Consider the following 25,013-nt stretch of genomic DNA (forward strand, 5'->3'; position numbering starts at 1 on the left):
AGCTGCTTTTATGCCGCTACAGTGCAAAGTCTCAGATATTTATCGAATAAGGACGTCTCCATGTCGCTCAGACAACTTTCCATTCAATGGAAAATCACCCTGCTGGCCGGGCTGTGCCTGGCGGGCATCGTGACCCTGCTGGTGGGTCTTTCGCTGTACCGCATGGAGCACAGCTCCGAGCTGGTGAAAGCCTCGAGCTTGGAGATACTGACCGAAGCGGCCCAGGCGCGGATCGAGTCCCAGGGGGAAAACCAGGCACTGGGGATTCGCCAGCAGTTCATGGACGCCTATCAGTACGGCCACGGCTTCTCGCGGCAGGTGCTGTTCCTGCGTGATCAGGCCGAGAAGCGTTTTCTCGATGCCTTCGACCTGCGCGAAGACCTGACCCGCCAGGTCAAGTCGGCCCTGCAAGCCAACCCGGACCTGCTCGGCCTGTCCCTGGTGTTCGAACCCAATGGGCTGGACGGCAAGGACGAACTGTTCACCGGCCAAGCCGAACTGGGCAGCAACGAAAAGGGCCGTTTCGCCCTCTACTGGTCGCAGCCGACGCCGGGCAAAGTGACGTCCATGGCGCTGCCGGAAAAGGACATGGCCGACACCAGTACCGGCCCCAGCGGCGAAGCGGCCAACGCCTGGTTCACCTGCCCGCGCACCACCCTCAAGCCGTGCGTGATCGAACCCTACTTCTATGAGATCGACGGCCAAAACGTGCTGATGACCAGCATCGTTTTCCCCCTGATGGTCAACGGCAAGGTCATCGCCTCGCTGTCGGTGGACATCAACCTCAACAGCCTGCAAGCGGTCAGCCTGGGTGCGAGCAAGAAGCTCTATGACGGCCAGACCAGCGTCAGCATCATCAGCCCGGCCGGCCTGCTCGCCGGCTACAGCCCGGACGCCAGCAAACTCAGTCAGCGCCTGGACGCCGTGGACAAGGCCAGTGGCGCCGAACTGCTGCGCATGCTCGCCGCCAGCAGCAAAACCGCCAGCCTGCACAGCCAGCAGCAACTGAAAGTGCTGGCCTCCTTCCAGCCGATCCCCGGAGGTAAACCCTGGGGCGTGCTGCTCGACGTGCCGGAGAAAGTCCTGGTCGGCCCCGCCGAAGCCCTGAAAAAGCAACTCGATGACAGCAACACCGCCGGTACGCTGGTCGAACTCGGCCTGGGGGGGCTCGCCGCGCTGCTCGGCCTGATGCTGGTGTGGCTGATGGCCCGCAGCGTCACCCGACCGATCCTCGGTGTGGCGCACATGCTCGAAGACATCGCCAGCGGCGAAGGTGACCTGACCCGCCGCCTGGCCTACGACAAGCAGGATGAACTTGGCCAACTGGCCGGCTGGTTCAACCGTTTCCTCGACAAGCTGCAACCGATCATTGCCGAAGTGAAACGTTCGGTGCAGGACGCCCGCAGCACCGCTGACCAGTCGTCCGCCATCGCCGCCCAGACCAGCGCCGGCATGGAGCAGCAGTACCGCCAGGTGGACCAGGTCGCGACCGCCTCCCACGAAATGAGCGCCACCGCCCAGGACGTCGCCCGCAGCGCCGCGCAAGCGGCCCACGCCGCCCGGGATGCCGATCAGGCTACCCGTCAGGGCCTGACCGTGATCGACCGTACCACCGCCAGCATCGACAACCTCGCCGCCGACATGAGCGCGGCCATGATCCAGGTCGAGGGCCTGGCCGCCAACAGCGAGAAGATCGGCACGGTACTGGAAGTGATCCGTGCAATTGCCGAGCAGACCAACCTGCTGGCCCTCAACGCCGCGATCGAAGCGGCCCGTGCCGGTGAGGCCGGACGCGGGTTTGCCGTGGTGGCCGATGAAGTGCGCAACCTGGCGCGGCGTACCCAGGAATCCGTCGAAGAAACCCGACTGGTGATCGAACAGCTGCAAAACGGCACCCAGGAGGTGGTGGGTTCGATGAACAACAGCCATCGTCAGGCCCAGGGCAGTGTCGAGCAGGTTGGCCAGGCGGTAACCGCGCTGCGCCAGATCGGCGACGCGGTCACGGTGATCAACGACATGAACATGCAGATCGCCAGTGCCGCCGAAGAGCAGAGCGCGGTGGCCGAGGAGATCAACAACAACGTGGCGACCATCCGCGACGTGACCGAGTCGCTGTCGGGGCAGGCCAATGAATCGGCGCGGGTCAGCCAGTCGCTCAACAGCCTGGCGAACCAGCAGCAGAGCCTGATGGATCAGTTCCGCGTTTAAACCCTGTTGATCCCTTGTGGGAGCGGGCTTGCTCGCGAATGTGGTGGATCAGACAACATCTTTGTTGATTGACCCACCACATTCGCGAGCAAGCCCGCTCCCACATTTGTTCCTACATTTATTTCTGCGTGCTGCTCAATAAATGATGGCGAGTGGATATCTGCCGGACCTTGATTATGCTTCATGGAACCTTGCAGCATTTTCTGGCGTCAACCTGAATGCAAGCCACGTAATCCGATGACTTCAGCCCCAGGGCCTGGGTACGGTAAGTGTTGGTGGGAACTCCGGCCTACAACAAGAGCAAGACGGAGAATACTCATGGCAGCAATCGACAATGCAACCACGGGCAGCACGCCCAACCGCGGGCTCACCAGGGAGGAGCGCAAGGTCATCTTCGCCTCGTCCCTGGGCACCGTGTTCGAATGGTATGACTTCTACCTGTACGGCTCCCTCGCGGCGATCATCGCCAAGCACTTCTTCGCCGGTGTCAACGAAACGACCTCCTTCATTTTCGCCCTGCTCGCCTTCGCCGCCGGCTTCGCCGTGCGCCCATTCGGCGCTATCGTGTTCGGCCGGTTGGGCGACATGATCGGGCGCAAGCATACGTTCCTCATCACCATCGTGATCATGGGTATTTCCACCGCCGTGGTGGGTTTGCTGCCCGGCTATGCGACCATCGGCGTCGTCGCGCCGATCATCCTGATCAGCCTGCGCCTGTTGCAAGGCCTGGCGCTGGGGGGTGAGTACGGCGGCGCAGCGACCTACGTGGCCGAACATGCTCCCAAGGGCAAACGCGGCTTCTTCACCTCGTGGATCCAGACCACAGCCACCCTCGGCCTGTTTCTTTCACTGCTGGTGATCCTCGCCTGCCGTACCGCCCTGGGCACCGAAGCCTTCGAGGCCTGGGGCTGGCGGATTCCGTTCCTGCTGTCGATCCTGCTGCTGATCGTCTCGGTGTACATCCGCCTGCAGCTCAGCGAGTCGCCGGTGTTCCAGAAAATGAAAGCCGAAGGCAAATCCTCCAAAGCACCGTTGACCGAATCCTTCGCCCGTTGGGACAACCTCAAGATCGTGATCATGGCCCTGCTCGGCGGTACCGCCGGTCAGGCGGTGGTCTGGTACACCGGGCAATTCTATGCGCTGTTCTTCCTGCTGCAGACACTGAAGATCGAACCGCAGACCGCCAACCTGCTGATTGCCGGCTCGCTGCTGATCGGCACGCCGTTCTTCGTCATATTCGGCAGCCTGTCCGACCGCATCGGACGCAAGGGCATCATCATGGCCGGCTGCATCATCGCAGCACTGACTTACTTCCCGATTTTCCATGCGTTGACCCAGTACGGTAACCCCGATGTGTTCATTGCCCAGGAGAAGAATCCGGTCACGGTGGTCGCCAATCCCGACCAGTGCTCGTTCCAGTTCGACCCGGTAGGCAAGGCCAAATTCACCAGTTCCTGCGACCTGGCCAAGACCGTACTGGCCAAACGGGCCATCCCCTACAAGAACGTCAATGCTGAGCCGGGCGCCGTTGCGCAGGTGCGCATCGGCGATAAAGTGATCGAGAGCTTCGAGGGCACCGGCATGCCGGCCGCCGACTTCAAGGCCAGGAACGATGCCTTCACCGCCACCCTCGCCACCGCCCTCAAGGACGCCGGCTACCCCGAGAAGGCCGACCCGGCCAAGACCAACTATCCGATGGTGTTGCTACTGCTGACGATCCTGGTGATCTACGTGACCATGGTCTACGGACCGATTGCCGCCTGGCTGGTGGAACTGTTCCCGGCGCGCATCCGCTACACCTCGATGTCGCTGCCCTATCACATCGGCAATGGCTGGTTCGGTGGCTTCCTGCCGACCGTGGCGTTCGCCATGGTGGCGGCCACGGGGGATATCTACTACGGGCTGTGGTATCCGATCGTCATCGCGGTGATGACAGCGGTGCTGGGCATTTTCTTCATGCCGGAAACCAAGGATCGGGAGATTCATCACACCTGAAACTTGCCAGCCAATCAGTGAACCAATGTGGGAGCGGCGGTGCGGCGATCCGACTTGCTCGCGAAAGCGGAGTGTCAGCCGATACTGTCATCGACTGATACACCGCCTTCGCGAGCAAGCCCGCTCCCACAATGGATCTCAGTGTTTGGGTAATTCGATGACAACCTTCAGCCCACCCCACTCGCTTTCCAGCAACGACAGATTCCCGCCCCAGCTATCAACGATGTCGCGCACGATGCCAAGTCCCAGGCCATGCCCATGGGTTTGTTCATCCAGCCGCGTTCCCCGGCTGAACACCTGATCGCGACGCTCTTCGGGAATACCCGGGCCGTCATCTTCCACATTGAGTTCAAACTCGTTCGCCAACTCGGCGACACTCACGCGAACCTCGGCATCCGCCCATTTGCAGGCGTTATCCAGCAGGTTGCCCAACAGCTCCAGCAGGTCTTCACGATCCCAGGGCAATTGCAGGCCGGCCGGAGCGCGGTAGCTCAGCGCCAGGTGTTCGCCATGGATCATGTTCAGGGTGGCCAGCAAGCCGGGGAGCTCGGCATCGCAATCAAACAGAGCGCCCGGCAACGCATCACCGGACAACCGCGCACGATTGAGTTCCCGATTGAGCCGCTGCTGGACTTGTTCCAGTTGCTCCTTGAGGACTTTGCGCAGTTGCGGGTGCGCGTCGAGTTGCTCGCTTGAAGCCAGGCTCAACAGCACTGCCAGCGGGGTTTTCAAGGCGTGGCCGAGATTGCCCAGGGCATTGCGTGAGCGCTTGAGGCTGTCCTCGGTGTGGGCCAGCAGATGGTTGATCTGCGCCACCAGTGGCTCCAGTTCCACCGGCACCTGATCGTCGAGTTGCGAGCGTTGGCCCTGTTGCAACTGCGCGATCTGCTCACGGGCCTGTTCCAGCGGACGCAAGGCCCGGCGCACGGTAATCCGTTGCAGCAGCAGAATCAGCAGCAGCGCTGTCAAACCGAGGCCGAACCCGAGCTGTTGCATGCGCCGGAAGCTTTCGCGTATCGGCGTGTAGTCCTCGGCGACGCTGATGGAGATCGGCACCCCCGAACGTCGATAGTCCGTGCGCAGCACCAGCAACTGCTGCCCTTCCGGCCCCAGTTGCAGGTTGCCATGCAGGCCGGGGTGATCGAGCACCGGCAATTCCTGATCCCACAAGGAACGGGAACGCCAGTGGCCGTCGGTGAAATCGATACGGAAATAATGCCCGGAGAACGGCCGCTGATAGGCCGGTGACAGGCGTCGCTCATCCAGTTGCAAGCCCTGCGGCCCGCGCACCAGTGCCGCCAGCAGGTTCTCGCTGTCATTGCGCAACCCGGCTTCGAGGTAGCGCTGCAACCCCATTTCGAACAGCCACAGGCTGGTTTGCGTCAACACCAGGCCGACGACCACCATCACGCTGATCAGGCCCAGGCTCAAGCGGCGCTGGATCGATCTCACCGGGCTTGCCCGCCGAACAGGTAACCCTGGCCCCGACGGGTTTCAATCACACTTTTGCCGAGCTTGCGGCGCAAGTGGTTGACGTGGACTTCCAGCACATTGGAATCGCGCTCGGTTTCACCATCGTAGAGGTGCTCGGCAAGGTGGCCTTTGGAGAGGATCTGCTCGGGGTGCAGCATGAAATAACGCAGCAGGCGAAACTCCGCGGCGGTCAGTTGAATGTCCGCACCGTCGCGCACAACGCATTGGCGACCTTCGTCCAGATGCAGCCCGGCGGCCTTGAGCGTTGGCTGGTTGACCTGGCCATGGGAACGGCGCAGCAACGCCTGAATGCGCAAAAACAGCTCTTCGGGATGGAATGGCTTGGTCAGGTAATCGTCGGCGCCGGCCTTGAGGCCTTCGATGCGTTCGGCCCAGGAATCCCGGGCCGTCAGGATCAGCACCGGCGTGGCCAGACCCGCCGCGCGCCATTGGGCCAGCACCTCAAGCCCCGGCACGCCGGGAAGTCCCAGGTCGAGGATGATCAGGTCGTAAGGTTCGGTACTGCCCTGATGCACCGCGTCGCGACCGTCCGCCAGCCAATCCACCGCATAACCCTGGCGATTGAGACCGGCCAGCAGTTCGTCGGCCAGGGGCACATGGTCTTCCACCAGGAGCAAACGCATGGATCAGTCTTCCTTGTCTTTCAATAATCGGCCGTCAGTCGCATCGATGTGCAGCTCACGGACCACGCCTTCGGGGGTCAGCAACTCGACATCATAAAGGTAGATGTCGTGCTTCTCTTCGAGTTCGGCTTCCAGCAGTTTTGCGCCGGGGTAGCGATCCATCGCTTGCTGCAGCAGTTGCTCCAGCGGCAGGATCACGCCCTGTTGACGCAGGCGCAGGGCTTCATCCTGATCCAGGTCGCGGGCCGCCGCTACCGAGCAAAATGCCAGAAGCAGCAGCGCCATCCTGCGTGCGGCACATCGATTGAGTAGAAACACCTTCATTACCAATCCTGATGATCCTTGAGTCACTGCCCGCTGACCGGGTCTAATTCCAGAGCCCGGTCGATACCCAGCTGCCGATCACCGGGATACCTGGCCAGTGCCAGTGGTGTGAGCTTCTCGAAAGCCACAATGGTACCAGCGTTGCGTCGGGGGTCCAGGCGAGCCACCTTAACCCGCTGAACTTAATTGAAACTGAATTGCCATCATTGCTGAGCATTACGCAAAACCTGTGGGAGCGGGCTTGCCCGCGATAGCGGTGTATCTGCTACATCAATGCCGGATGTGCAGACGCCATCGCGGGCAAGCCCGCTCCCACAGGTTGTTCGTATACATGAAGTACACGTTTTATAATCCTCGCTTGCCACACTTCGAGCCCCCAATGACCGCCATCCACATCAAGTTCCCTTCCCTGACCCTCAAGGCCGGTCCGCGTGCCTTTGCGCGTATCCGGGACAACGGCTTGAGTGCCGCCGACGTCGGCACCTTGCCGGGCGCGGCTGGCGGGCCGAAGGCACTGGGGATTCAGGGTCTGGACCTGGCGCTGTTCGGCGAGTGGCTGCCGGCGGCACCGCGGGAACGCTCGCTGATTGGCGCATCGGTGGGTTCCTGGCGCTTCGCCAGCGCCTGCCTGCCGGACGCCGCCGAGGGCATCCGGCGTCTGGGGCAGCTGTACACCGAGCAACACTTCGCCAAGGGCGTGACCATGGCGCAGATCAGCCAGAGCTCACAGCGCATGCTCAATGAGCTGCTCGATGGTCGCGACGCCTCGATCCTCAGTAACAGCGACTACCGCCTGAACATCATGGTAGTCAAAAGCCACGGCCTGCTGGCCGACGATCATCGCGGCCGCCTGGGGCTGGGCCTGTCATCGGTCATCGCCGACAACCTGTGTGCCCGGGCACGGCTGGCACGGCACTTCGAACGCCTGATCATCCACGACCCGCGCCTGGCGCCGCCGGTCAATGCCTTGACTGACTTCCCGTCGCGCTTCGTCGCCCTCAATGCCGGCAATTTGCGCCAGGCCCTGCTGGCTTCGGGCTCGATCCCGATGGTGATGGAAGGCGTGCGCGACCTGCCGGGCGCCGGCGCCGGGACCTTCCGCGACGGCGGTCTGCTGGATTACCACCTGGACCTGCCCTACAGCGGCAACGACATCGTGCTTTACCCGCACTTCACCGACCGGGTGATCCCCGGCTGGTTCGACAAGACTCTGCCATGGCGCCGCGCCTGCCCGGCTCGCTTGCACAACGTGCTGTTGCTGGCGCCGTCGAAGGAATACCTGGCGCGCCTGCCCTACGGCAAACTGCCGGACCGTAACGACTTCAAGCGCTTCATGGGCGACGCCCCGAGCCGACAGAAATACTGGCGCACGACCATGGACGAAAGCCGCCGCCTGGGGGACGAATTCCTCGAACTGGCCGCCAACGGTCGCCTCGGCGAGCGCTTGCTGACCCTTTAGTCAGGACAAACTGGTAAACTCGCCGCCTGCCCGAATCGCTGCGGCGAACGCCACCTGAACAGAGCTGAAAACACTGTGGAAATTTTCAAGGAATTTACTTTCGAATCCGCCCACCGCCTGCCCCACGTACCGGACGGCCACAAGTGCGGGCGCCTGCACGGTCACTCGTTCAAAGTGGCCATCCACCTGAGCGGCGACCTCGACCCGCATACCGGCTGGATCCGCGACTTCTCGGAAATCAAGGCGATCTTCAAGCCGCTGTACGAGCGCCTGGACCACAACTACCTGAACGACATTCCCGGCCTGGAAAACCCGACCAGCGAAGTGCTGGCCAAGTTTATCTGGCAGGAAATGAAGCCTCTGCTGCCGGAGCTGAGCGCAATCCGTATCCACGAGACCTGCACCAGCGGTTGCATCTATCGCGGCGAATAATCTTCAGACAACACGGCTCTCCCTGTGGGAGCGGGCTTGCTCGCGAAGGCGTAGTGTCAGTCACCACAATGTCGAATGACACTACGCCTTCGCGAGCAAGCCCGCTCCCACAAGGGAATGCGTTTGGTCAGTGACATGAAAAACAGCCTTCATCGGCTGTTTTTTTATGCCTATGCTTTTTGCCTCTTCCCCGCCAAGAGGACAAGCCCATGACTGACTGGCCGCTGGATCAGGTCTTCGAGTTCAACGGACATAAAGTGCGCTACGCCATGCGCGGCGACGGCCCGCCGCTGGTGTTCGTGCATGGCACACCGTTTTCTTCCTTTGTGTGGCACCGGATCGCGCCGTATTTCACGGCGACTCACCGCGTCTACTACTTCGATCTGCTGGGTTATGGGCAGTCGGCACAACCCGACGACGACGTCTCGCTCGGCGTGCAAAACCGGTTGTTGGCGCAGTTGCTGGAGCATTGGCGCCTGGACCGCCCCGACGTGGTGGCCCACGACTTTGGCGGTGCCACCGCCCTGCGCACGCACCTGCTCGATGGCAAGGATTACCGCAGCCTGACGCTGATCGATCCGGTGGCGCTCACGCCCTGGGGTTCGCCGTTCGTGCAGCATGTGCGTCAACATGAAGCTGCGTTCAGCGGACTGCCCGATTACATCCAGCGCGCCATCGTGCCGACCTACATTCGCGGGGCCATCCAGCGCAAGATTCCCGACGCCGAACTCGCCCCCTATGCTCAGCCATGGCTGGGGGAGCCGGGGCAAGCGGCGTTCTACCGGCAGATCGCGCAAATGGACGAGCGTTATACCCGCGAGGCCGAAGGCCTGTACCCGACGATTCGCTGCCCGGTGCAGATTCTCTGGGGTGAAGACGACCAGTGGATTCCCATCGAACGCGGACGGGCGCTGCATCGGATGATTCCCGGATCGCAGTTTTATCCGATACCCAACGCCGGCCATCTGGTTCAGGAAGACGCGCCCGAAGCCATAGTCGCCGCTCTTATGCGATTTTTACCTCTACGACAATCCACCTGAACAACCCGATCCCCCTGTGGGAGCGGGCTTGCTCGCGAAGAGGCCGTATCAGTCGCCATCAATGTTGACAGTCACACCGCCTTCGCGAGCAAGTCGGATCGCCGCACCGCCGCTCCCACATTTGAACGGTGGTGATCAATGTCACTGGCGGGATTCGCCGCAGGCGAGCTAACGTAAGGATATTGCCTAATACGATTCGCCAAAAGGATCTGCCCGATGCACATCATCAATGCCCGTCTGCGCAATCAGGAAGGCCTGCATGAGTTGAACCTGGAAAACGGCCTGATCAGCAGCATCGGCCGCCAGATCGAAGCCCCGACCCTGGGTCCTGACGATCTGGATGCTGGCGGCAACCTGGTGGTGCCGCCCTTTGTCGAGCCGCACATCCACCTCGACGCCGCCCTGACCGCCGGCGAGCCGCGCTGGAACATGAGTGGCACGCTGTTCGAAGGCATCGAGTGCTGGGGCGAACGCAAGGCGACCATTACCCAGGAAGACACCAAGGCCCGGGCGAAAAAAACCATCCAGGCCCTCGCCGCCCACGGCATCCAGCATGTGCGCACCCACGTCGACGTCACCGACCCGCAACTGACCGCGCTCAAGGCGATGCTCGAAGTGCGCGAGGAAAGCCGGCACCTGGTCGACCTGCAAATCGTCGCCTTTCCCCAGGAAGGCATCGAGTCCTACCGCAATGGTCGCGAATTGATGGAAGAAGCCATCCGCATGGGCGCCGACGTGGTGGGCGGCATTCCACATTTCGAATACACCCGCGATCAGGGCGTCAGCTCGGTGAAGTTCCTCATGGACCTGGCCGAACGCAGCGGTTGCCTGGTGGACGTGCATTGCGACGAAACCGACGACCCGCATTCACGCTTTCTCGAAGTGCTCGCCGAAGAGGCCCGCAGCCGCGACATGGGTTCGCGGGTCACGGCCAGCCACACCACGGCCATGGGTTCCTACGACAACGCCTACTGCGCCAAACTGTTTCGCTTGCTCGGGCATTCGGGGATCAGCTTTGTCTCCTGCCCCACCGAAAGCATCCACCTGCAGGGGCGTTTCGACAGTTTCCCGAAACGCCGGGGCGTGACCCGGGTCAACGAGCTGCTGGAGGCGGGCATGAACGTGTGCTTCGGTCAGGACTCCATCGTCGATCCGTGGTATCCGCTGGGCAACGGCAACATTCTGCGGGTGCTCGAAGCCGGCCTGCACATCTGCCACATGCTCGGTTATCGCAACCTGCAAAGTGCACTGGACCTGGTGACGGACAATAGCGCCAAAGCCATGAACCTTGGCGATCGCTACGGCCTGGAACGCGGGCGGCCGGCGAACCTGCTGATTCTGTCGGCGGAAAGTGATTACGAGGTGATCCGCAGCCAGGGGTTGCCGCTGTACTCGGTGCGCGATGGCAAGGTGTTGATGAAGCGCACGATGCCGGTGGTTGAGTTCAGTGGTGATTTGAGCTGAGATTTTCTGCTGAACGTGATGGCCTCTTCGCGGGCAAGCCCGCTCCCACAGGGTTTTGTGAACGACACAAATCTACTGTGGGAGCGGGCTTGCTCGCGAAGGCTATTTTGAAGTCAATCGATCAACCGAGCCGTACCAAACAGACTGACCCGACTCAACTCCCCCAACTCCTCTTCCAGCAAGATCGGCGCCGTGCCACCCGGCATCGTCACCTTCACTTCCCCGGCCCTGACCCAACCCACGCGCCACGCCGCGCATGCCACCGCACTGGCGCTGGTCCCCGACGACGCCGTCGGCCCCTCGCCCCGCTCGAACACTCGCGCAGCGATATGCCCGTCAGACAAGCGCATCGCCCATTGCAGATTGATCCCCGCCGGACAAGGCTTGCCTGCACCGACCGGCATGGCGTAGGCGATTCGCATCAACCCGCCACCCAGCGCCGGTTCACGCATCTGCTCGTTGCTCGGCAGATCGTCGACGTTTTCGACAAGCGTCACGCAATGGGGATTACCGACCCGCGCGAACTGGCTGCGCGACCATGCGCCATTGAGTGCCGACAATTGCTCAACGTGGCTGAGTTCGCGGCCATTCAACAGCGCTGTTTCAACCCCCACGGCACTGACCGCCGAAGGCCCGAACCCAGGCTGGCCCAGATCAAGCCAGAAACCCTTTGCGTCCTCGACTTGTGCGGTTCTCACTGAAGTCTGTCCCGGTGAGGGCGTGTCGGATTTGTCGTGGTGAACCCTGAGCAGACAGGCTTCGTCGCGGGGTAAAAGCCCTTGATCGCTCAACGCCTGGGAAAAAATCGTCAGACCATTGCCGCTGCGTTCGGCCAGGGTGCCGTCGGTGTTGACGATCAACAGATCAAAGGGGGGCGACGATTGAAAGGGGCCGACCAGCAAACCGTCGCTGCGATGCTCCTTGCTGCCGGACGGTTGCGTGCCGGGAGCCCAGCTACAGCAAGCCTCGATGGCGGCCAGCGCCCAGGCTTGGAGTGTTTGCGCTGCCTGGCTGGCCTGTTTGGGCAGGTCAATGCCTTGGCTACGCAGTTCTTCGGGGGCTACCACGATATAAATATTGCCCCGTGCATCGTACCTCTGCGCCATGGCGCCCTCGGCGTGTCATTGGAATGGCTCAACATATCGTGAAATACACCGGCGCTGTGTAACGATGTCGCGCTGATCGCTCCGCAAACTTTCCGGGCACTGATCGAACCCTCGCCGGTCGATCACTGTCCGTTGAGGACGTGACGTTTTTTGCCAGGGATTGATATGACCAGCCTCAACAACCAAACCACCTTCGTTCCCGGCCGCCTGGAGCAAATGTCCACGCGCATCGCCTTTTTTATCGCCGGGTTCGGTATCGCCGCGTGGGCACCGCTGGTGCCTTATGCCAAGGCCCGGGCCGAACTGAGTGAAGGCACCCTGGGCCTGTTGCTGTTGTGTCTGGGGACAGGCTCGATCCTGGCGATGCCGTTGGCCGGGATCCTGGCCACGCGCTTCGGCTGCCGGCGGGTGACGACTGGCGGAACGTTGCTGATCTGTGCCGCCCTGCCGCTGCTGGCGACGGTGTCGTCGATTCCGGCCTTGATCGCGGCGCTGTTTATGTTCGGCGCGGGTCTCGGCACGGTGGATTCGACGGTCAACCTGCAAGCGGTGATCGTCGAGCGCGCCAGCGGCAAAAACATGATGTCGGGTTTCCATGGCCTGTTCAGCCTGGGTGGGATTGTCGGGGCGGCGGGCGTCAGCGGGTTGCTTGGCCTGGGTATTTCTCCACTGGGGGCCACACTGGTGGTGATCGTGATGCTGCTGATCGCGCTTGCCCGGGCCGTGCCGCATCTGTTGCCCTACGGCAGTGAGCGTTCGGGGCCGGCGTTCGCGGTGCCCCATGGCATTGTCCTGTTCATTGGCGGGATGTGCTTCATCGTGTTTCTCGCCGAAGGTGCGGCACTGGACTGGAGCGCGGTGTTCCTGGCGCAGGAACGTGGCATCGACACGGCATATGCGGGGCTCGGTTATGCGGCGTTTGCCTTGACCATGACGGCCGGGCGTTTGACCGGTGATAAAATCGTAGGACGGCTGGGCGCGACACGGGTGATTGTGTTCGGTGGGCTGACGGCCGCTTCAGGATTGTTTCTGGCAACGTTCGCGCCGGGTTGGGAAGCCGCGCTATTGGGGTATGCGCTGCTGGGTGCCGGTTGCTCGAACATTGTGCCGGTGTTGTACACCGCGGTGGGCAAACAGACCGTCATGCCCGAAAGCATCGCCGTGCCGGCCATTACCACCCTGGGTTATGCCGGCATCCTGGCAGGCCCTGCCGTCATCGGCTTCATCGCCCATGGCAGCAGCTTGAGTTTCGCCTTTGCCTTGATGGCGCTGTTGCTGGTGGCGGTGGCGATTGGCGGGAAGGTGTTGAAGGTCTGAAAGAATCAGATTCAGCCTGGCTTATGCCCATCCAGCCTGGTCAGTTAATCGACCAACGGTATTGTCTACTGTCATTTATGACAGTAGACAATAAAGACACTCTTAACTGACTCTTAAGTTTGAATACTTCAGATCAGGATGCGAGTCATGGAATGTTCATTGTTTGCGAAATTGAGTCCCCTTTTTTTTATAACGTTAGTGAACTTGAACCCTTCAACAGCTGTGGCTGTCGGCAAACAGCAGGATTGGGGAGAAGGAACTCCCAATTTCTCTACCGCAGAGCCTTTGAATAATAGTGACGGGAAATACGATCACTGGCAGTCAATCGGGCGAGTTGAAACTCAAAATGGCATGACCTGCTCGGGCACTTTGATCGACACGCGCGACAAAGCCAATGACACGGACAGACCCGCTTATGTGCTGACATCTGGACATTGCAACAATCTGAATCCGGATGTGGATCTTGTAAACGCAGACGCAAGCGGTAGTGTCATATTCAACTACTTTCGGGATACTGCCGATGACCCCAAGTCTTATCCCGTCACCAAAATAAACTGGAGCACCATTCGCGGGCAGGATATTTCAATCGTTCAACTCGACCGGACGATCGGTCAACTGATAAGTGACGGTGTTCAACCATTGAAATTGGCAAGCGCTCTGCCAACAGAGGCTGACATTTTGATTATTGGAGCACCAATGGGAGGCCACGTTCAAAGAATGGCCTGCCCCCGGGAACATTCGGCAGGCGTCATTGAAGGCATATGGGCATGGCAGAATCAAGTCAGTAATCGATGTCTTGATGTTGTGTCCGGTATTTCAGGCTCACCGGTACTGGGACGCTACAACAATGAAGTACTTGCTGTGGTCGGTACGACAACACGAGGAAGCGGGCAATCGCGATGCAACAGTGGCGCGCCCTGTGAAGTGGTGAATGGTCAAGTAAGCAAGTCGTTGGACACCAATTACACCACGCCAACAGTCGGTTTGCAGGCGTGCTTTAAAGACGGCCTGTTTGATCGCAACAACGGACAATGCTCCTTGGGCCCGGCGTTCACTTTCTCCAATACCACGGCTTTGGACTGGCACAAACTTGAACGTGACCATTCCGGACAAGTTATCCCATGGCTATGGGTTCAGTCCTTTGGGGTGGATCGTCCTTACTTCCGTTACAAATTCACAAGAACGCTGGCTGAATGTGGTGTACCCGGCGGTTATAGCGAGGTGTTCGTCAGCAATTCAAACGGCCAGAATGAAGTGCGTCGAGAACTTGTCGATGGCGCAGGAATGTACTTGCTATGCGTTATGGGACAGGAGCAAAAAATTGGCCCACCTGGTCAGTGGGACGCGCGCAATGCCAGAATTTACTGGCGGTGGATGCTAGAAGGACCGAACAAGCTCGCCCCTATTTACTCCATCTCCAAAAACCAGGAGCTACCGAATGAGTACTCAGTCCGAACGTTTCCGGTCACTCCCGATCTGGACGCCTATAAGTACCAATACAAGGCGGGTAAAGAGGTTGACTGCCTGGACGAAAATAATTACGTACGCGTACCTCCTTCGATCGGAGTCTTCGATATTGATACCAACGAAGGTACGGTGAAGGTTTGTCTCAAAACAACCGATTTGGCCGGCAATCCTTCCCCCATCGCCGACTTCCAGGTCCCGGAATAAAAAAGACGTATGTTCCCGCAGGTCGAAAAGGTTCTGCGGGAACGACCGGGCTATGGATTGTCGTACTATCAGAACCCGACACTGGCCTGCACAAAGAACGTGCGCGGCGCACCGACGTACATGCCCGAATTGTTGTCGCTGGAACGGGTGAAGTACTGCTTGTCGAAGATGTTCTTCACCCCCGCCCCCAGTTTCAGGTTCGACACCTGCGGGCCGAAGTCATAGCCGCCACGCACGTTCCAGGTCACGTAACCCGGGATATCACCGAACTGGCCGTCGGCGGTGCCTTCGGTGATGTAGTTGCCGTTGAAGCTGCCATCGGCGTTCACGCCGGTGCCCGGCGAACGCTGCTTGGACTGGGCGAACGCATCGACGTTGTAAGTCCAGCGGTTGATGTCGTAGCGCAGGCCGGCAGTGGCCACCTGACGGGAGTAGAACGGCAGGTCACGGCCCTTGAAGCCCGGGATGTCACCTTCGTTGGTGGCGCGGGTGTAGGTGAAACCGGCGTTGGCGGTCAGGCCGTCAAGGCGTGGGTCCAGCGCGGCCAGATCGTAATGCACCGAGGTTTCGATGCCCTGGTGCTTGGTCGCGCCGAGGTTGGTCCAGCCCACGTCATTGCTGATGTATTGCAGTTCGTCGTCGAAGTCGATGTAGAACAGCGTCACCTCACCGCCCCACACGTCATCGTTGTAGCGCGTACCGATCTCGTAGGTCTTGGCCTTTTCCGGCTCCAGGCCATTGGCAGGCTCATTACCGATACCGCCCTGTCCCAGCTGGAAATACTGCAGCGCGCCGAACGAGGTTTCGTAGTTGGCGAACAGTTTCCAGGCATCGGACATGTGATACATCACGCTCAGGGCCGGCAGCGGCTCGTTGCTCTCGATGCTGCGTTTTTTCTCCGGCACCCGTTTACCGGCAGTATCGAGCACCGGGCGATCGTGCCAATCGGTGCTGATGTGCTCGAAGCGAATACCCGGGGTAACGGTCCAGTTGCCGACGTCGATCTTGTTGTCGACGTAGACCGAATTGGCCTCGGTGCCACCGGTGCGGTCCTGATAGACATGACCGTCCGCCCCCGGACGCACGACCGGCTCGTTGTTGACCAGCGCCACACGACTGGCCTCTTCGTGCATGGCCTCTTTCAGGTAGCGATAACCGACACTGACTTCCTGGGTGGTCGGGCCCACATCAAACACATGGGACACCCGTGGTTCGATACCGTAGGTGTAGTAGCTGCGCGGATAGGAATTGAGTGTCTTCAGGTCACGGGAGGCAATGGTGCTGCCACGGAAACTGTCGGTGTAGTAGGTCAGCACTTCGGCCTGGGTGCGATCGTCGATCTGCCGCACCCACTTGAACGACACATCCTTGCGGCGACCGCTGAAGTTGTCGTGGTCGCGCACCGACTGGAACGGGTCGGCGTCGTACTGCGCCTGGGTCAGGCCGCCTGGCATGTCGGCCTTGGCGTCGTAGTAGTGGAAGTTGAGGCTGAAATCGTCGACATCGGTCGGCGCCCAATGGGTCTTGAGGATCACGTCGTCGATGTCGTTGCCGTTGTTGCTTTCACGGTAACCGTTGCCGTTCACCCCGGAGTACAACAGCGCCACGCCCATGCCGTTGTCGGCGGTGCCGCCCATGAACGCGGTGTCGATGTGCTTCCAGCCACCGTGCTGGGAGGTTTCCAGGGTGGTGCCGATTTCCGCCGAAGCTTTTTCCGGGATCGCGCGGGTCACGAAGTTGATCACGCCGCCGACGTTTTGTGGTCCGTAACGCACGGAGCCGGCACCGCGTACCACGTCGATGCTGTCGAGGTTGCCGGAGGAGATCGGCGCCATGGACAGTTGCGGCTGGCCGTAGGGCGCGAACGCCGCCGGGATGCCGTCGATCAGCACGGTGGAGCGAGGCGACAGGCGCGAAGTCAGGCCGCGCACGCCGACGTTGAGGGAAATGTCGCTGCCACCGGTGCCGTTGGCGTCCTGCACCTGCACGCCGGGAACGCGTTTCAACACCTCGCCGACGTTCATCGCGCCCTGCTCGACCATGGCTTCGCGGCGGACCACCGTTCGTGCGCCAGGGTGGTTCTGCACCAAGGCGGCATCGGCGTCATCGAGCCAGTCGCCCACCACCTTGATGTCGGTCACGCCCAGTTCCAGCGGGCCGTTGGCCGCCGAGGTCGGCGCCGGCATCAACGTCACCGAACCTTCATCGATCTGGTATTGCAGGCCGCTGCCTTGCAGCAACTGGCGCAGTGCGTCTTCCGGGGAAATATTGCCGTCCACCGCCGGGGCCTGCTTGCCGGCAACCAGTTCAGGGCTGAAGAACACCTGAAGCGAGGTTTGCTGGCCCAATTGACTCAGGGCTTCTCCCAAGGGTTGTGCCGGGATGCGGATGCCGTCGGCGGCAAAGGCCTGGGGCAACGCAATATTGACCGCCAGCGCAAGGGCCAGCGGCAACCAGGGGAGTTTATTGTTTTTAGCGGTGAAGTTTTTCACGTCGAACGTAATCCTGTGGATCGCAAGAGTGTGCGCTTGTTAATGCAAACCAGTTGCAGTTGAACAGGAAGACGATGAACTCGAAAAAAACCTGAATTTTATTTTGAAATGATTTCCTGGCTGCCATCGCCAAGGGTGCGCACGGCCACCGGCAGGATGCTCGGCAAGGCCTTGAGCAGCGCGTCGGTGTTGTCGGACTTGAACACGCTGGTCAGGCGCAGATCGCCCACCGCTGCGCTGGCGACCTTGAGCGGTTTCTCCCGATAGCGCGAGACCTGCTCGGCAACGTCGGCCAGGCTGGCGTTGTTGAACACCAGTTTGCCGCTGCGCCAGGCGGTCATTTCCGCCGGGTTGACGGCGTAGGCGGCCGCGACCTTGCCTTGGGCATCGACGTGGGTGCCCAGGCCTGCTGTCAGATGGATGAAATCGTTATCGGCAGCCTCGCGCCCCTGGACCTTGACCGTGCCCTGCTCCACCACCACCCGGGTTTCGCTGGCACCACGGCGTACGTCGAACCGGGTGCCGGTGACCGTGACCTTGCCACTGCCCGCCGTGACCACAAAGGGTCGGCGGGTGTCGTGCTCGACGCTGAACATCGCTTCGCCTTCGCTCAGCTCAACGTAGCGTTGACCCTTTTCAAAACGCACCTGAATCCGGCTGCGGCTGTCCAGATCCACCGCCGAACCGTCCGGCAACGCCACTTGGCGTCGCTCATTCAGGGCCGTTGAAAACTCGGCCGTGTAAGGTGCCGGATGATTCAGGCCGCTGAACAAACCCAGGCCAAGCGCCACCGCGAGCACGCTGGCGGCGACCGCGTAACGTAGCACGGGACGAGGTTTTTTCAGGGCTGGCGGGGTTTCACACAAGGCACGCAAACGCGCGGCCGGCACCAGGTCGGCGGCGCTCCACAAGCCCTGGAGTACTTCGAATTCGCTTCGGTGCTGAGGGTGCTGGTCCAGCCAGGCCTGGAACCGGCGACGCACTTCGACATCGGCAACAGGCTCCTGTAAACGCACAAACCACCGCGCCGCGTCATCGCGAACCGCTAATTGCCCGCACGCACAATCACGAGTATCCATCATGGAAGTTCCTGTTTGGCTGGGGAGGAGAAGCCGCGACCGGTCATGACTGCAACCCGTCCAGGCGATCACGCAGGTGCCGAAGCGTGCGGATCATATACTTTTCCACCATGTTCTTGGACAGTCCCAGGCGTTCGGCGATTTCGGCCTGGGTCAGGCCCTCGATTTTCTGCCAGACAAACACCTTGCGGCAGTTGACCGGTAGCTCGGTGAGCGCCCGTTCGATGGAATCGGCCAACTGGATCGCGTGCATGAAATGCTCCGGGTCGCCAGTCGGCGACTCACTGAGATCGATCGCCTCTGACTCCATGGCGCCCCGCCGGTCCTCACGCCGATAACCATCCACGGCAATGTTGCGCGCAGTCTGGTGCAAATACGCCCGGGGCTGCTGCACCAACGCCGAATCGGACTCAAGCACCCGCACGAAGGTATCGTGGGCCAGGTCCTCGGCCTGCTGACGATTCCTCAGGCGACGGGTCCAGGTACCAACCAACTCTTCGTAATGCTCGAAAAAGCCGTGTCTGCGGGGCAGCTTGAGGGTCATTGCGGTGTGCTGTGGAAACGGGGCGTGAATAGTAATGCTTCTTATTAAACCAAAGCAATCGCTTCCCACCTCAAACACGGTCCGCCGTAACCCGGAACGCAAAAAGGCCGCTGATTGCTCAGCGGCCTTGTTCATTCCGACGGGTCACTCCGTCTTGCAGATGCCCTCGAAGCCGTCATTCACAGGTCGGTAATTTCCTTGTGGCGAGGCACCAGCATCTTCATCACACTCCACGCCACCAGATAGGCCAGCGCGCAGACGGCGAACATGATCATGTAGCCGGTACGGATTTCACCCACCGATTTGTAGTAGTCGAACACCCAGCCACCGATCTTGGTCAGCAAGACGCCGCCCAACCCACCCGCCATACCGCCAATGCCGACCACGGACGCGACGGTCTTTTGCGGAAACATGTCGGACACCGTGGTGAAGATGTTGGCCGACCAGGCCTGATGCGCCGACGCGCCCACACCAATCAACAACACCGGTACCCAGACGCTGATGTGACCCAATGGCTGCGCCAACAGCACGACCAACGGGAAAACGGCAATCACCAGCATGGCTTTCATGCGACCGTCATACGGCTTGTCTCCACGTGCCATGAAATAGCTGGGGAACCAGCCGCCGCCAATACTGCCGACCATGGTCATGCTGTACAGCACGGCCAGTGGTACCACGATGGCTGCGCCTTTCAGGCCGTACTGCTCCGACAGGTAGGTCGGAAGCCAGAATAGAAAGAACCACCACACACCATCGGTCATGAACTTGCCGAAGGCGAACGCCCACGTCTGACGGTATTTCAGCAATTGGAACCACGAAACCTTTTTGCCGACGCCCGTCTGCACAGCGGCGCTGGCGGGGGAATCACTGCGGATGTGCGCCAGTTCCTGCGCCGACAGGCGCTTCTGCTCCTCCGGCTTGTCGTACAACACCAGCCATACGCCCATCCAGATAAAGCCCAGCATGCCGATCACGATGAACGCTGTCTGCCAGCCCCACAGGCCAGCGATCAGCGGCACCGAAATGGGTGCCAGGATCGCGCCGACGTTGGCCCCGGAGTTGAAGATGCCGGTGGCGAAGGAGCGTTCCTTCTTCGGGAAATACTCAGCGGTGACCTTGATTGCGGTCGGGAAGTTGGCCGATTCACCGATCGCCAGCACGGCGCGCGACAGCATGAAGCCGGCGATCGAGACCGGGATGACCGCAATACCCAGCGCGCTACAGATGGCGGCAATACCCTCGCCCATGGGTTCTGCAAAGGCGTGCATGACGGCGCCGGTCGACCAAATACAAATCGCCACCACAAAAGCAGCCTTGGTGCCGATCTTGTCCACTACACGGCCCGCGAACAGCATGGAAATCGCGTAGGTGAACTGGAAGACGGCGGCAATGTTGGCGTAATCGGTGTTGCTCCAGCCAAACTGCCTCGACAGATCCGGCGCCAGCAGGCTGAGCACCTGGCGGTCGAGGTAATTGACGGTGGTTGCAAAAAACAACAATGCACAAATGGTCCATCGGTATTTACCGACAGACTGACTGACGCGTTGCGCAGTAATGGGCTCGTTCAAGTTCATGGCATCACTTTATTGTAGATTTTGGGTGATGATCTCTCGGTGTAAAACGAGATCGATTGGGCCGCCGGGCTTCACTTCAATGCATCAGTCCACGACGAAACGGGCCATATTCCGCCGAGGGATTGGGCCAACTGATTTCCGACAACTCATCAGACAACTCACTGGGAAACAGCGACTGATTGCTCAGCCTGCGTTTCTCACGCGAGTCAGTGAGGGGTTGTCACAGGTAACGGGCGCAAGGGTGTGTGCACGTAGAAGCCGATGGCTGAACACGGGAGCTTCAGGGGCAAGAGGGGGGGCGATTGGATTCATGTTGAGGTCGACACTCTTTTTATTTTTAATTTGGACGTGCATGTCATATGTCGTCGTATGACTTAAGCGATTTATAGCCAGTCCCATGGGACACTGTCAACAAAAAACTCCTTAGACCTGAACGGCCTGACTACCCAGAAAATGCGACATATAATCGAATAAACCCGTTAAACAGGCTCCTGGATCCAGGTAACGCGACACGCCGCTCGCTCCCTTGTCAGTATTGAAAGGGGTCATCGACCCTTCATTGTTGTACGACAACCGATAGAAAAGTGGTCAGAATCCGCCCCCCTACGCTCAATCAGGCACAGATCCAAAAGTTTTTGGCAGGATTCCCAATGCAGCCATTCACCGGCTGTAGCAAAGTGCGGGCATGGCTGTTATCGGCTTTTCCGAAGGAACCCAGAATGTTCACCTCCCTTGCATTGCGAAACAGAAAACCGCTGGCCCGCCTCGCCCTGGCTATCACGCTGGGCACGCTCGGCCTGCCTTACTGGGCGGGCAATGCCCAGGCCCACGGCGGTCATGCCGACATGGTGCCGCTGCAAGAGGGTCTGGAGGCCTTTGGTGCCACGGTGAAATGGGACGACTACGCCAACCTGTTCACCATTGCCAAGGACGGGGTCTATCTCAAGGTCAAGCCCGACAGCAAAGTGGCGATGCTCAACGGCAAGCGCATCGAGCTGACGGTGCCGGTGGTGTTCAAGGATCATAAGGCGTTCATGTCCACCGACTTCATCAACCAGGTGTTCCAGTCCGGGCTGGACAAGACCTTCGTCGTCGAGACCCGCCCCAACCCGCTCAATCCCCTGAGCGCCGCCGAAATCACCACGGCCGTGGACATCGTCAGGAAATCGGACAACTACAAACCCGGTTTCCGTTTCACCGAAGTCTCGGTCAAGGCGCCGCCCAAGGATCAGGTGTGGAATTTCGCCCTCACCGGGCAGAACGTCGCCCAGCCGCGCGAGGCCTCGATCGTGGTGCTCGACGGCAAACACGTGATCGAAGCGCTGGTGGATCTCGACACTAAGACACTCAAGTCCTGGAAGTCGATCGAAGGCGCCCACGGCATGGTCTTGCTGGACGATTTCGCCACGGTGCAAACCGCCGTCGAGACCAGCCCGGAATACGCCCAGGCCCTGGCCAAGCGCGGCATCAACGACGTGAAGAAGGTCGTGGCCACGCCGTTGACCGTCGGTTACTTCGACGGCAAGGACGGCCTGGCGCAGGACAAGCGCCTGCTGAAAATCGTCAGCTACCTCAACACCGGTGACGGCAACTACTGGGCGCACCCGATCGAGGGCCTGGTGGCGATTGTCGACCTGGAACAGAAGAAACTGATCAAGATCGAAGACGACGCGCTCATTCCGGTGCCGATGAAGCCGACGCCGTATGACGGGCGCGGACGCCAGGGCGTGGCGGTCAAGCCGCTGGAAATCATCGAGCCCGAAGGCAAGAACTACACCATCAGCGGCAACAGCATTCACTGGCAGAACTGGGACTTCCATGTTCGCCTTGACTCGCGGGTCGGCCCGATCCTGTCCACCGTCACCTACGACGACAAGGGCAAGAAACGCAAGATCATGTACGAAGGCTCGCTGGGCGGCATGATCGTGCCTTACGGCGACCCGGACATCGGCTGGTACTTCAAGGCCTACCTCGATTCCGGCGACTATGGCATGGGCACCCTGACTTCGCCGATTGCCCGTGGCAAAGACGCCCCGCAAAACGCCGTGCTGCTGGACGCGACCATCGCCGACTACACCGGTGCACCGACGGCAATCCCCCGCGCCATGGCGGTGTTCGAGCGCTACGCCGGCCCCGAATACAAACACCAGGAAATGGGCCAGCCCAACCTCAGCACCGAGCGTCGTGAACTGGTGGTGCGCTGGATCAGCACCGTCGGCAACTACGACTACATCTTCGACTGGGTCTTCCAGCAGAACGGCACCCTCGGCATCGACGCCGGCGCCACCGGCATCGAAGCGGTCAAGGGCGTGAAGTCCAAAACCATGCACGAAGACACCGCCAGGGAAGACACGCGCTACGGCACCCTGCTCGATCACAACATCGTCGGCACCACACACCAGCACATCTACAACTTCCGCCTCGACATGGACGTGGACGGCGAGCAGAACTCACTGGTGGAAGTGAACCCGGTGGTGCTGCCCAACGACCGTGGCGGCCCGCGCACCAGCACCATGCAGACCGAAACCAAAGTGGTCGGCACCGAGCAACAGGCGACGCAGAAATTCGACCCGTCGACCGTGCGCCTGCTGACCAACTTCAGCAAGGAGAACAAGGTCGGCAACCCGGTTTCCTATCAACTGATTCCGTACGCCGGCGGCACCCACCCGGTGGCCAAGGGCGCCAACTTCGGCAAGGACGAATGGCTCTACCACCGCCTGAGTTTCATGGACAAGCAACTGTGGGTGACCCAATACAACCCCGAGGAAAAATACCCGGAAGGCAAGTACCCGAACCGCTCGGACAAGGACTCGGGCCTGGGGCAGTTCACCCAGGACAACCACTCCATCGAGAACACCGACGACGTGGTCTGGCTGACCACCGGCACCACCCACATCGCCCGTGCCGAGGAGTGGCCGATCATGCCGACCGAGTGGGTGCATGTGCTGCTCAAGCCGTGGAACTTCTTCGATGAAACGCCGACGTTGAACCTCAGCGCACCGAAGTAACCAGGTCCTGCACAATACCTGTGGGAGCGGGCTTGCTCGCGAAGATCTCAAAGACACCGCGTTTATCCAGAATTCGCGCGTTATCGTTGACGACCATCGCGAGCAAGTTCGCTCCTCCAGAATCCCAGCTGGTACTCAGCGCGCCGGTGATTGTCATTGATGTTTTGACAGGGGCAGGCCGGTTTCCGGATCGAGGCCTTTTTCCTCACTGAGTTCGCGAATCGTCTCCTCCGAAGGTTTCTCCGGAGGTGGTGTGGAGTCCCTTTTTTTCAGCCATTCGAAGGTGCCGTCCCAGTCCGGGAGTTTGGCGGGAGGGAGCGGGACGATGCTGTCGATGTCGGGGACCTTGGCACCAAGGTCTTCATAGCGGTCGAGGAACTCCTCGATTATTGCGTAGCGACGGGAGCGCTCTGGATCTTCAGCCAGCGCAAAATAATACAGCCGGTCTTTTGGATCTGGTGTTGCAAACCCTCCGCTCAAGAACCCGGCACTATTACTACTGCCATTTCGGGTGCCGGACTGAAAACCCTCAATAGCTTCAGGATAGGAGTGCCGCACCTTTAAAAACATTCCGTAATGGTAAGCGCTCTGCGCATGCCCCTGATTCATGGCGCAACGACGCATATCAAGAACTACTTGTTTCGCAGGCGTAATCCCTTCAAGCAACTTCGATACGTAAAACTGCGCCTCGGGGTTGCCCAAGTCAGCAGCTCTTCGAAAATATGCATGTGCTCGACTGGTATCCTGTTTGACCCCATATCCAAGTTCCAGGTAATGCCCCATATCGTAGTAGCCACCTGGAACACCTGCCGAGATGAGCGACTCGACGATATCGATGACTTCTTTACCAGGCTCATCACTTTTAATCAGTCCTTGCGAAATCAATGTATGCAGATTGGTACCAGCCTTGTAGCTACCCGCGGCGTAGGCCAACCGGTAGAATCTGGCTATCTGCTGATAGTCCTTTTTACCAATTCCGGAGTTTAGGAATCGTGCATAGTTATAAAGGCTCTGAGCACTTTCACTAACAGGCGGCAGGCGTTCTGTTTCTTTAACACAGGTAAACTGCAATTTACCCAAGGCATAGGCCATATGATCATCTGTGATATCCAAACCTTCCTCCTTTTTACACCCTTCAAGACCCACCAATAAAAAAGCCAAAAACACAACCCTGAAAAACATT

17 protein-coding genes and 2 pseudogenes are annotated in these 25,013 nt (G+C 60.1%); 10 read left to right on the forward strand and 9 right to left on the reverse strand.

Annotated features, from left to right (window positions below; genetic code table 11):
* Positions 1-279: 279 nt before the first annotated feature.
* The 3 genes and pseudogenes from AC07W4_RS24370 to AC07W4_RS24380 form a co-directional block, all read left to right on the forward strand.
* Positions 280-1,350: pseudogene (locus AC07W4_RS24370) on the forward strand (methyl-accepting chemotaxis protein); the annotation flags it as partial.
* Between the two features lie 264 nt (positions 1,351-1,614).
* A pseudogene (locus AC07W4_RS24375) lies at positions 1,615-2,208 on the forward strand (methyl-accepting chemotaxis protein); the annotation flags it as partial.
* A gap of 318 nt (positions 2,209-2,526) precedes the next feature.
* Positions 2,527-4,203, forward strand: coding sequence for an MFS transporter (locus tag AC07W4_RS24380; RefSeq protein WP_495034291.1), 1,677 nt, complete (start codon positions 2,527-2,529; stop codon positions 4,201-4,203).
* A 138-nt stretch (positions 4,204-4,341) separates the two neighbouring features.
* Here AC07W4_RS24380 and AC07W4_RS24385 read toward each other — a convergent pair whose 3' ends face one another.
* From AC07W4_RS24385 to AC07W4_RS24395, 3 genes are read right to left on the reverse strand one after another with little or no spacing between them, the layout of a single operon-like run.
* Complete coding sequence (locus AC07W4_RS24385; RefSeq protein ID WP_495034292.1) at positions 4,342-5,655, reverse strand: sensor histidine kinase; 1,314 nt, start codon at positions 5,653-5,655, stop codon at positions 4,342-4,344.
* On the reverse strand, positions 5,652-6,320 hold the full coding sequence (locus AC07W4_RS24390) for a response regulator transcription factor (protein ID WP_056722511.1): 669 nt from the start codon (positions 6,318-6,320) through the stop codon (positions 5,652-5,654). The genes AC07W4_RS24385 and AC07W4_RS24390 overlap by 4 nt, the downstream gene beginning before the upstream one ends.
* A gap of 3 nt (positions 6,321-6,323) precedes the next feature.
* Positions 6,324-6,644: a PepSY domain-containing protein gene (locus tag AC07W4_RS24395; RefSeq protein WP_495034293.1), complete on the reverse strand. Its 321-nt coding sequence runs from the start codon at positions 6,642-6,644 to the stop codon at positions 6,324-6,326.
* Positions 6,645-7,023: 379 nt separating this feature from the next.
* Here AC07W4_RS24395 and AC07W4_RS24400 point away from each other — a divergent pair, with 379 nt between their 5' ends.
* The 4 genes from AC07W4_RS24400 (at position 7,024) to codA (ending at position 11,039) form a co-directional block, all read left to right on the forward strand.
* A complete protein-coding gene (locus AC07W4_RS24400) occupies positions 7,024-8,103 on the forward strand; it encodes a patatin-like phospholipase family protein (RefSeq protein WP_495034294.1) in 1,080 nt (359 codons plus the stop codon).
* Positions 8,104-8,178: 75 nt separating this feature from the next.
* A complete protein-coding gene (gene queD, locus AC07W4_RS24405; protein WP_008049817.1) occupies positions 8,179-8,535 on the forward strand; it encodes a 6-carboxytetrahydropterin synthase QueD in 357 nt (118 codons plus the stop codon).
* A 209-nt stretch (positions 8,536-8,744) separates the two neighbouring features.
* Entirely contained in the window at positions 8,745-9,575 is an 831-nt protein-coding gene (locus AC07W4_RS24410) for an alpha/beta fold hydrolase (RefSeq protein WP_495034295.1), read from the forward strand.
* A 216-nt stretch (positions 9,576-9,791) separates the two neighbouring features.
* Entirely contained in the window at positions 9,792-11,039 is a 1,248-nt protein-coding gene (gene codA, locus AC07W4_RS24415; RefSeq protein WP_495034296.1) for a cytosine deaminase, read from the forward strand.
* Positions 11,040-11,152: 113 nt separating this feature from the next.
* Here codA and AC07W4_RS24420 read toward each other — a convergent pair whose 3' ends face one another.
* The gene (locus AC07W4_RS24420; protein WP_495034297.1) at positions 11,153-12,145 is read right to left on the reverse strand and encodes a diaminopimelate epimerase; all 993 of its coding nucleotides are present in this window, start codon (positions 12,143-12,145) and stop codon (positions 11,153-11,155) included.
* A gap of 165 nt (positions 12,146-12,310) precedes the next feature.
* Here AC07W4_RS24420 and AC07W4_RS24425 point away from each other — a divergent pair, with 165 nt between their 5' ends.
* Together AC07W4_RS24425 and AC07W4_RS24430 are read left to right on the forward strand one after the other, a co-directional pair.
* A complete protein-coding gene (locus AC07W4_RS24425) occupies positions 12,311-13,462 on the forward strand; it encodes an MFS transporter (protein WP_495034298.1) in 1,152 nt (383 codons plus the stop codon).
* A gap of 147 nt (positions 13,463-13,609) precedes the next feature.
* On the forward strand, positions 13,610-15,133 hold the full coding sequence (locus AC07W4_RS24430) for a trypsin-like serine peptidase (RefSeq protein WP_495034299.1): 1,524 nt from the start codon (positions 13,610-13,612) through the stop codon (positions 15,131-15,133).
* A 68-nt stretch (positions 15,134-15,201) separates the two neighbouring features.
* On the opposite strand, the gene AC07W4_RS24435 is transcribed toward AC07W4_RS24430, so the two are convergent.
* The 4 genes from AC07W4_RS24435 to AC07W4_RS24450 all read right to left on the reverse strand — a co-directional run bounded on the left by AC07W4_RS24435 (position 15,202) and on the right by AC07W4_RS24450 (position 20,822).
* Positions 15,202-17,625 (reverse strand): TonB-dependent siderophore receptor, encoded by a 2,424-nt coding sequence (locus AC07W4_RS24435; RefSeq protein WP_495034300.1) that lies wholly within the window; start codon positions 17,623-17,625, stop codon positions 15,202-15,204.
* A gap of 98 nt (positions 17,626-17,723) precedes the next feature.
* The gene (locus AC07W4_RS24440; RefSeq protein WP_495034301.1) at positions 17,724-18,707 is read right to left on the reverse strand and encodes a FecR family protein; all 984 of its coding nucleotides are present in this window, start codon (positions 18,705-18,707) and stop codon (positions 17,724-17,726) included.
* Positions 18,708-18,747: 40 nt separating this feature from the next.
* Complete coding sequence (locus tag AC07W4_RS24445; protein ID WP_495034302.1) at positions 18,748-19,248, reverse strand: sigma-70 family RNA polymerase sigma factor; 501 nt, start codon at positions 19,246-19,248, stop codon at positions 18,748-18,750.
* 179 nt (positions 19,249-19,427) lie between these two features.
* The gene (locus tag AC07W4_RS24450; RefSeq protein ID WP_102702362.1) at positions 19,428-20,822 is read right to left on the reverse strand and encodes an MFS transporter; all 1,395 of its coding nucleotides are present in this window, start codon (positions 20,820-20,822) and stop codon (positions 19,428-19,430) included.
* Positions 20,823-21,541: 719 nt separating this feature from the next.
* Between AC07W4_RS24450 and tynA the strand changes: the two genes are divergently transcribed.
* Entirely contained in the window at positions 21,542-23,830 is a 2,289-nt protein-coding gene (gene tynA, locus AC07W4_RS24455; RefSeq protein WP_495034303.1) for a primary-amine oxidase, read from the forward strand.
* A gap of 153 nt (positions 23,831-23,983) precedes the next feature.
* On the opposite strand, the gene AC07W4_RS24460 is transcribed toward tynA, so the two are convergent.
* Entirely contained in the window at positions 23,984-25,012 is a 1,029-nt protein-coding gene (locus tag AC07W4_RS24460; protein WP_495034304.1) for an SEL1-like repeat protein, read from the reverse strand.
* Position 25,013: the final 1 nt, after the last annotated feature.

It is taken from the genome of Pseudomonas sp. GW821-FHT02A08, assembly GCF_059422045.1.

Excerpts from the sequence above, each read along its gene's own strand:
- AC07W4_RS24380 (WP_495034291.1), top strand. The coding sequence starts at position 2,527 with ATGGCAGCAATCGACAATGCAACCACGGGCAGCACGCCCAACCGCGGG.
- AC07W4_RS24390 (WP_056722511.1), bottom strand. The coding sequence starts at position 6,320 with ATGCGTTTGCTCCTGGTGGAAGACCATGTGCCCCTGGCCGACGAACTG.
- AC07W4_RS24395 (WP_495034293.1), bottom strand. The coding sequence starts at position 6,644 with ATGAAGGTGTTTCTACTCAATCGATGTGCCGCACGCAGGATGGCGCTG.
- AC07W4_RS24400 (WP_495034294.1), top strand. The coding sequence starts at position 7,024 with ATGACCGCCATCCACATCAAGTTCCCTTCCCTGACCCTCAAGGCCGGT.
- AC07W4_RS24410 (WP_495034295.1), top strand. The coding sequence starts at position 8,745 with ATGACTGACTGGCCGCTGGATCAGGTCTTCGAGTTCAACGGACATAAA.
- codA (WP_495034296.1), top strand. The coding sequence starts at position 9,792 with ATGCACATCATCAATGCCCGTCTGCGCAATCAGGAAGGCCTGCATGAG.
- AC07W4_RS24420 (WP_495034297.1), bottom strand. The coding sequence starts at position 12,145 with ATGGCGCAGAGGTACGATGCACGGGGCAATATTTATATCGTGGTAGCC.
- AC07W4_RS24425 (WP_495034298.1), top strand. The coding sequence starts at position 12,311 with ATGACCAGCCTCAACAACCAAACCACCTTCGTTCCCGGCCGCCTGGAG.
- AC07W4_RS24430 (WP_495034299.1), top strand. The coding sequence starts at position 13,610 with ATGGAATGTTCATTGTTTGCGAAATTGAGTCCCCTTTTTTTTATAACG.
- AC07W4_RS24440 (WP_495034301.1), bottom strand. The coding sequence starts at position 18,707 with ATGATGGATACTCGTGATTGTGCGTGCGGGCAATTAGCGGTTCGCGAT.
- AC07W4_RS24445 (WP_495034302.1), bottom strand. The coding sequence starts at position 19,248 with ATGACCCTCAAGCTGCCCCGCAGACACGGCTTTTTCGAGCATTACGAA.
- AC07W4_RS24450 (WP_102702362.1), bottom strand. The coding sequence starts at position 20,822 with ATGAACTTGAACGAGCCCATTACTGCGCAACGCGTCAGTCAGTCTGTC.
- tynA (WP_495034303.1), top strand. The coding sequence starts at position 21,542 with ATGTTCACCTCCCTTGCATTGCGAAACAGAAAACCGCTGGCCCGCCTC.
- AC07W4_RS24460 (WP_495034304.1), bottom strand. The coding sequence starts at position 25,012 with ATGTTTTTCAGGGTTGTGTTTTTGGCTTTTTTATTGGTGGGTCTTGAA.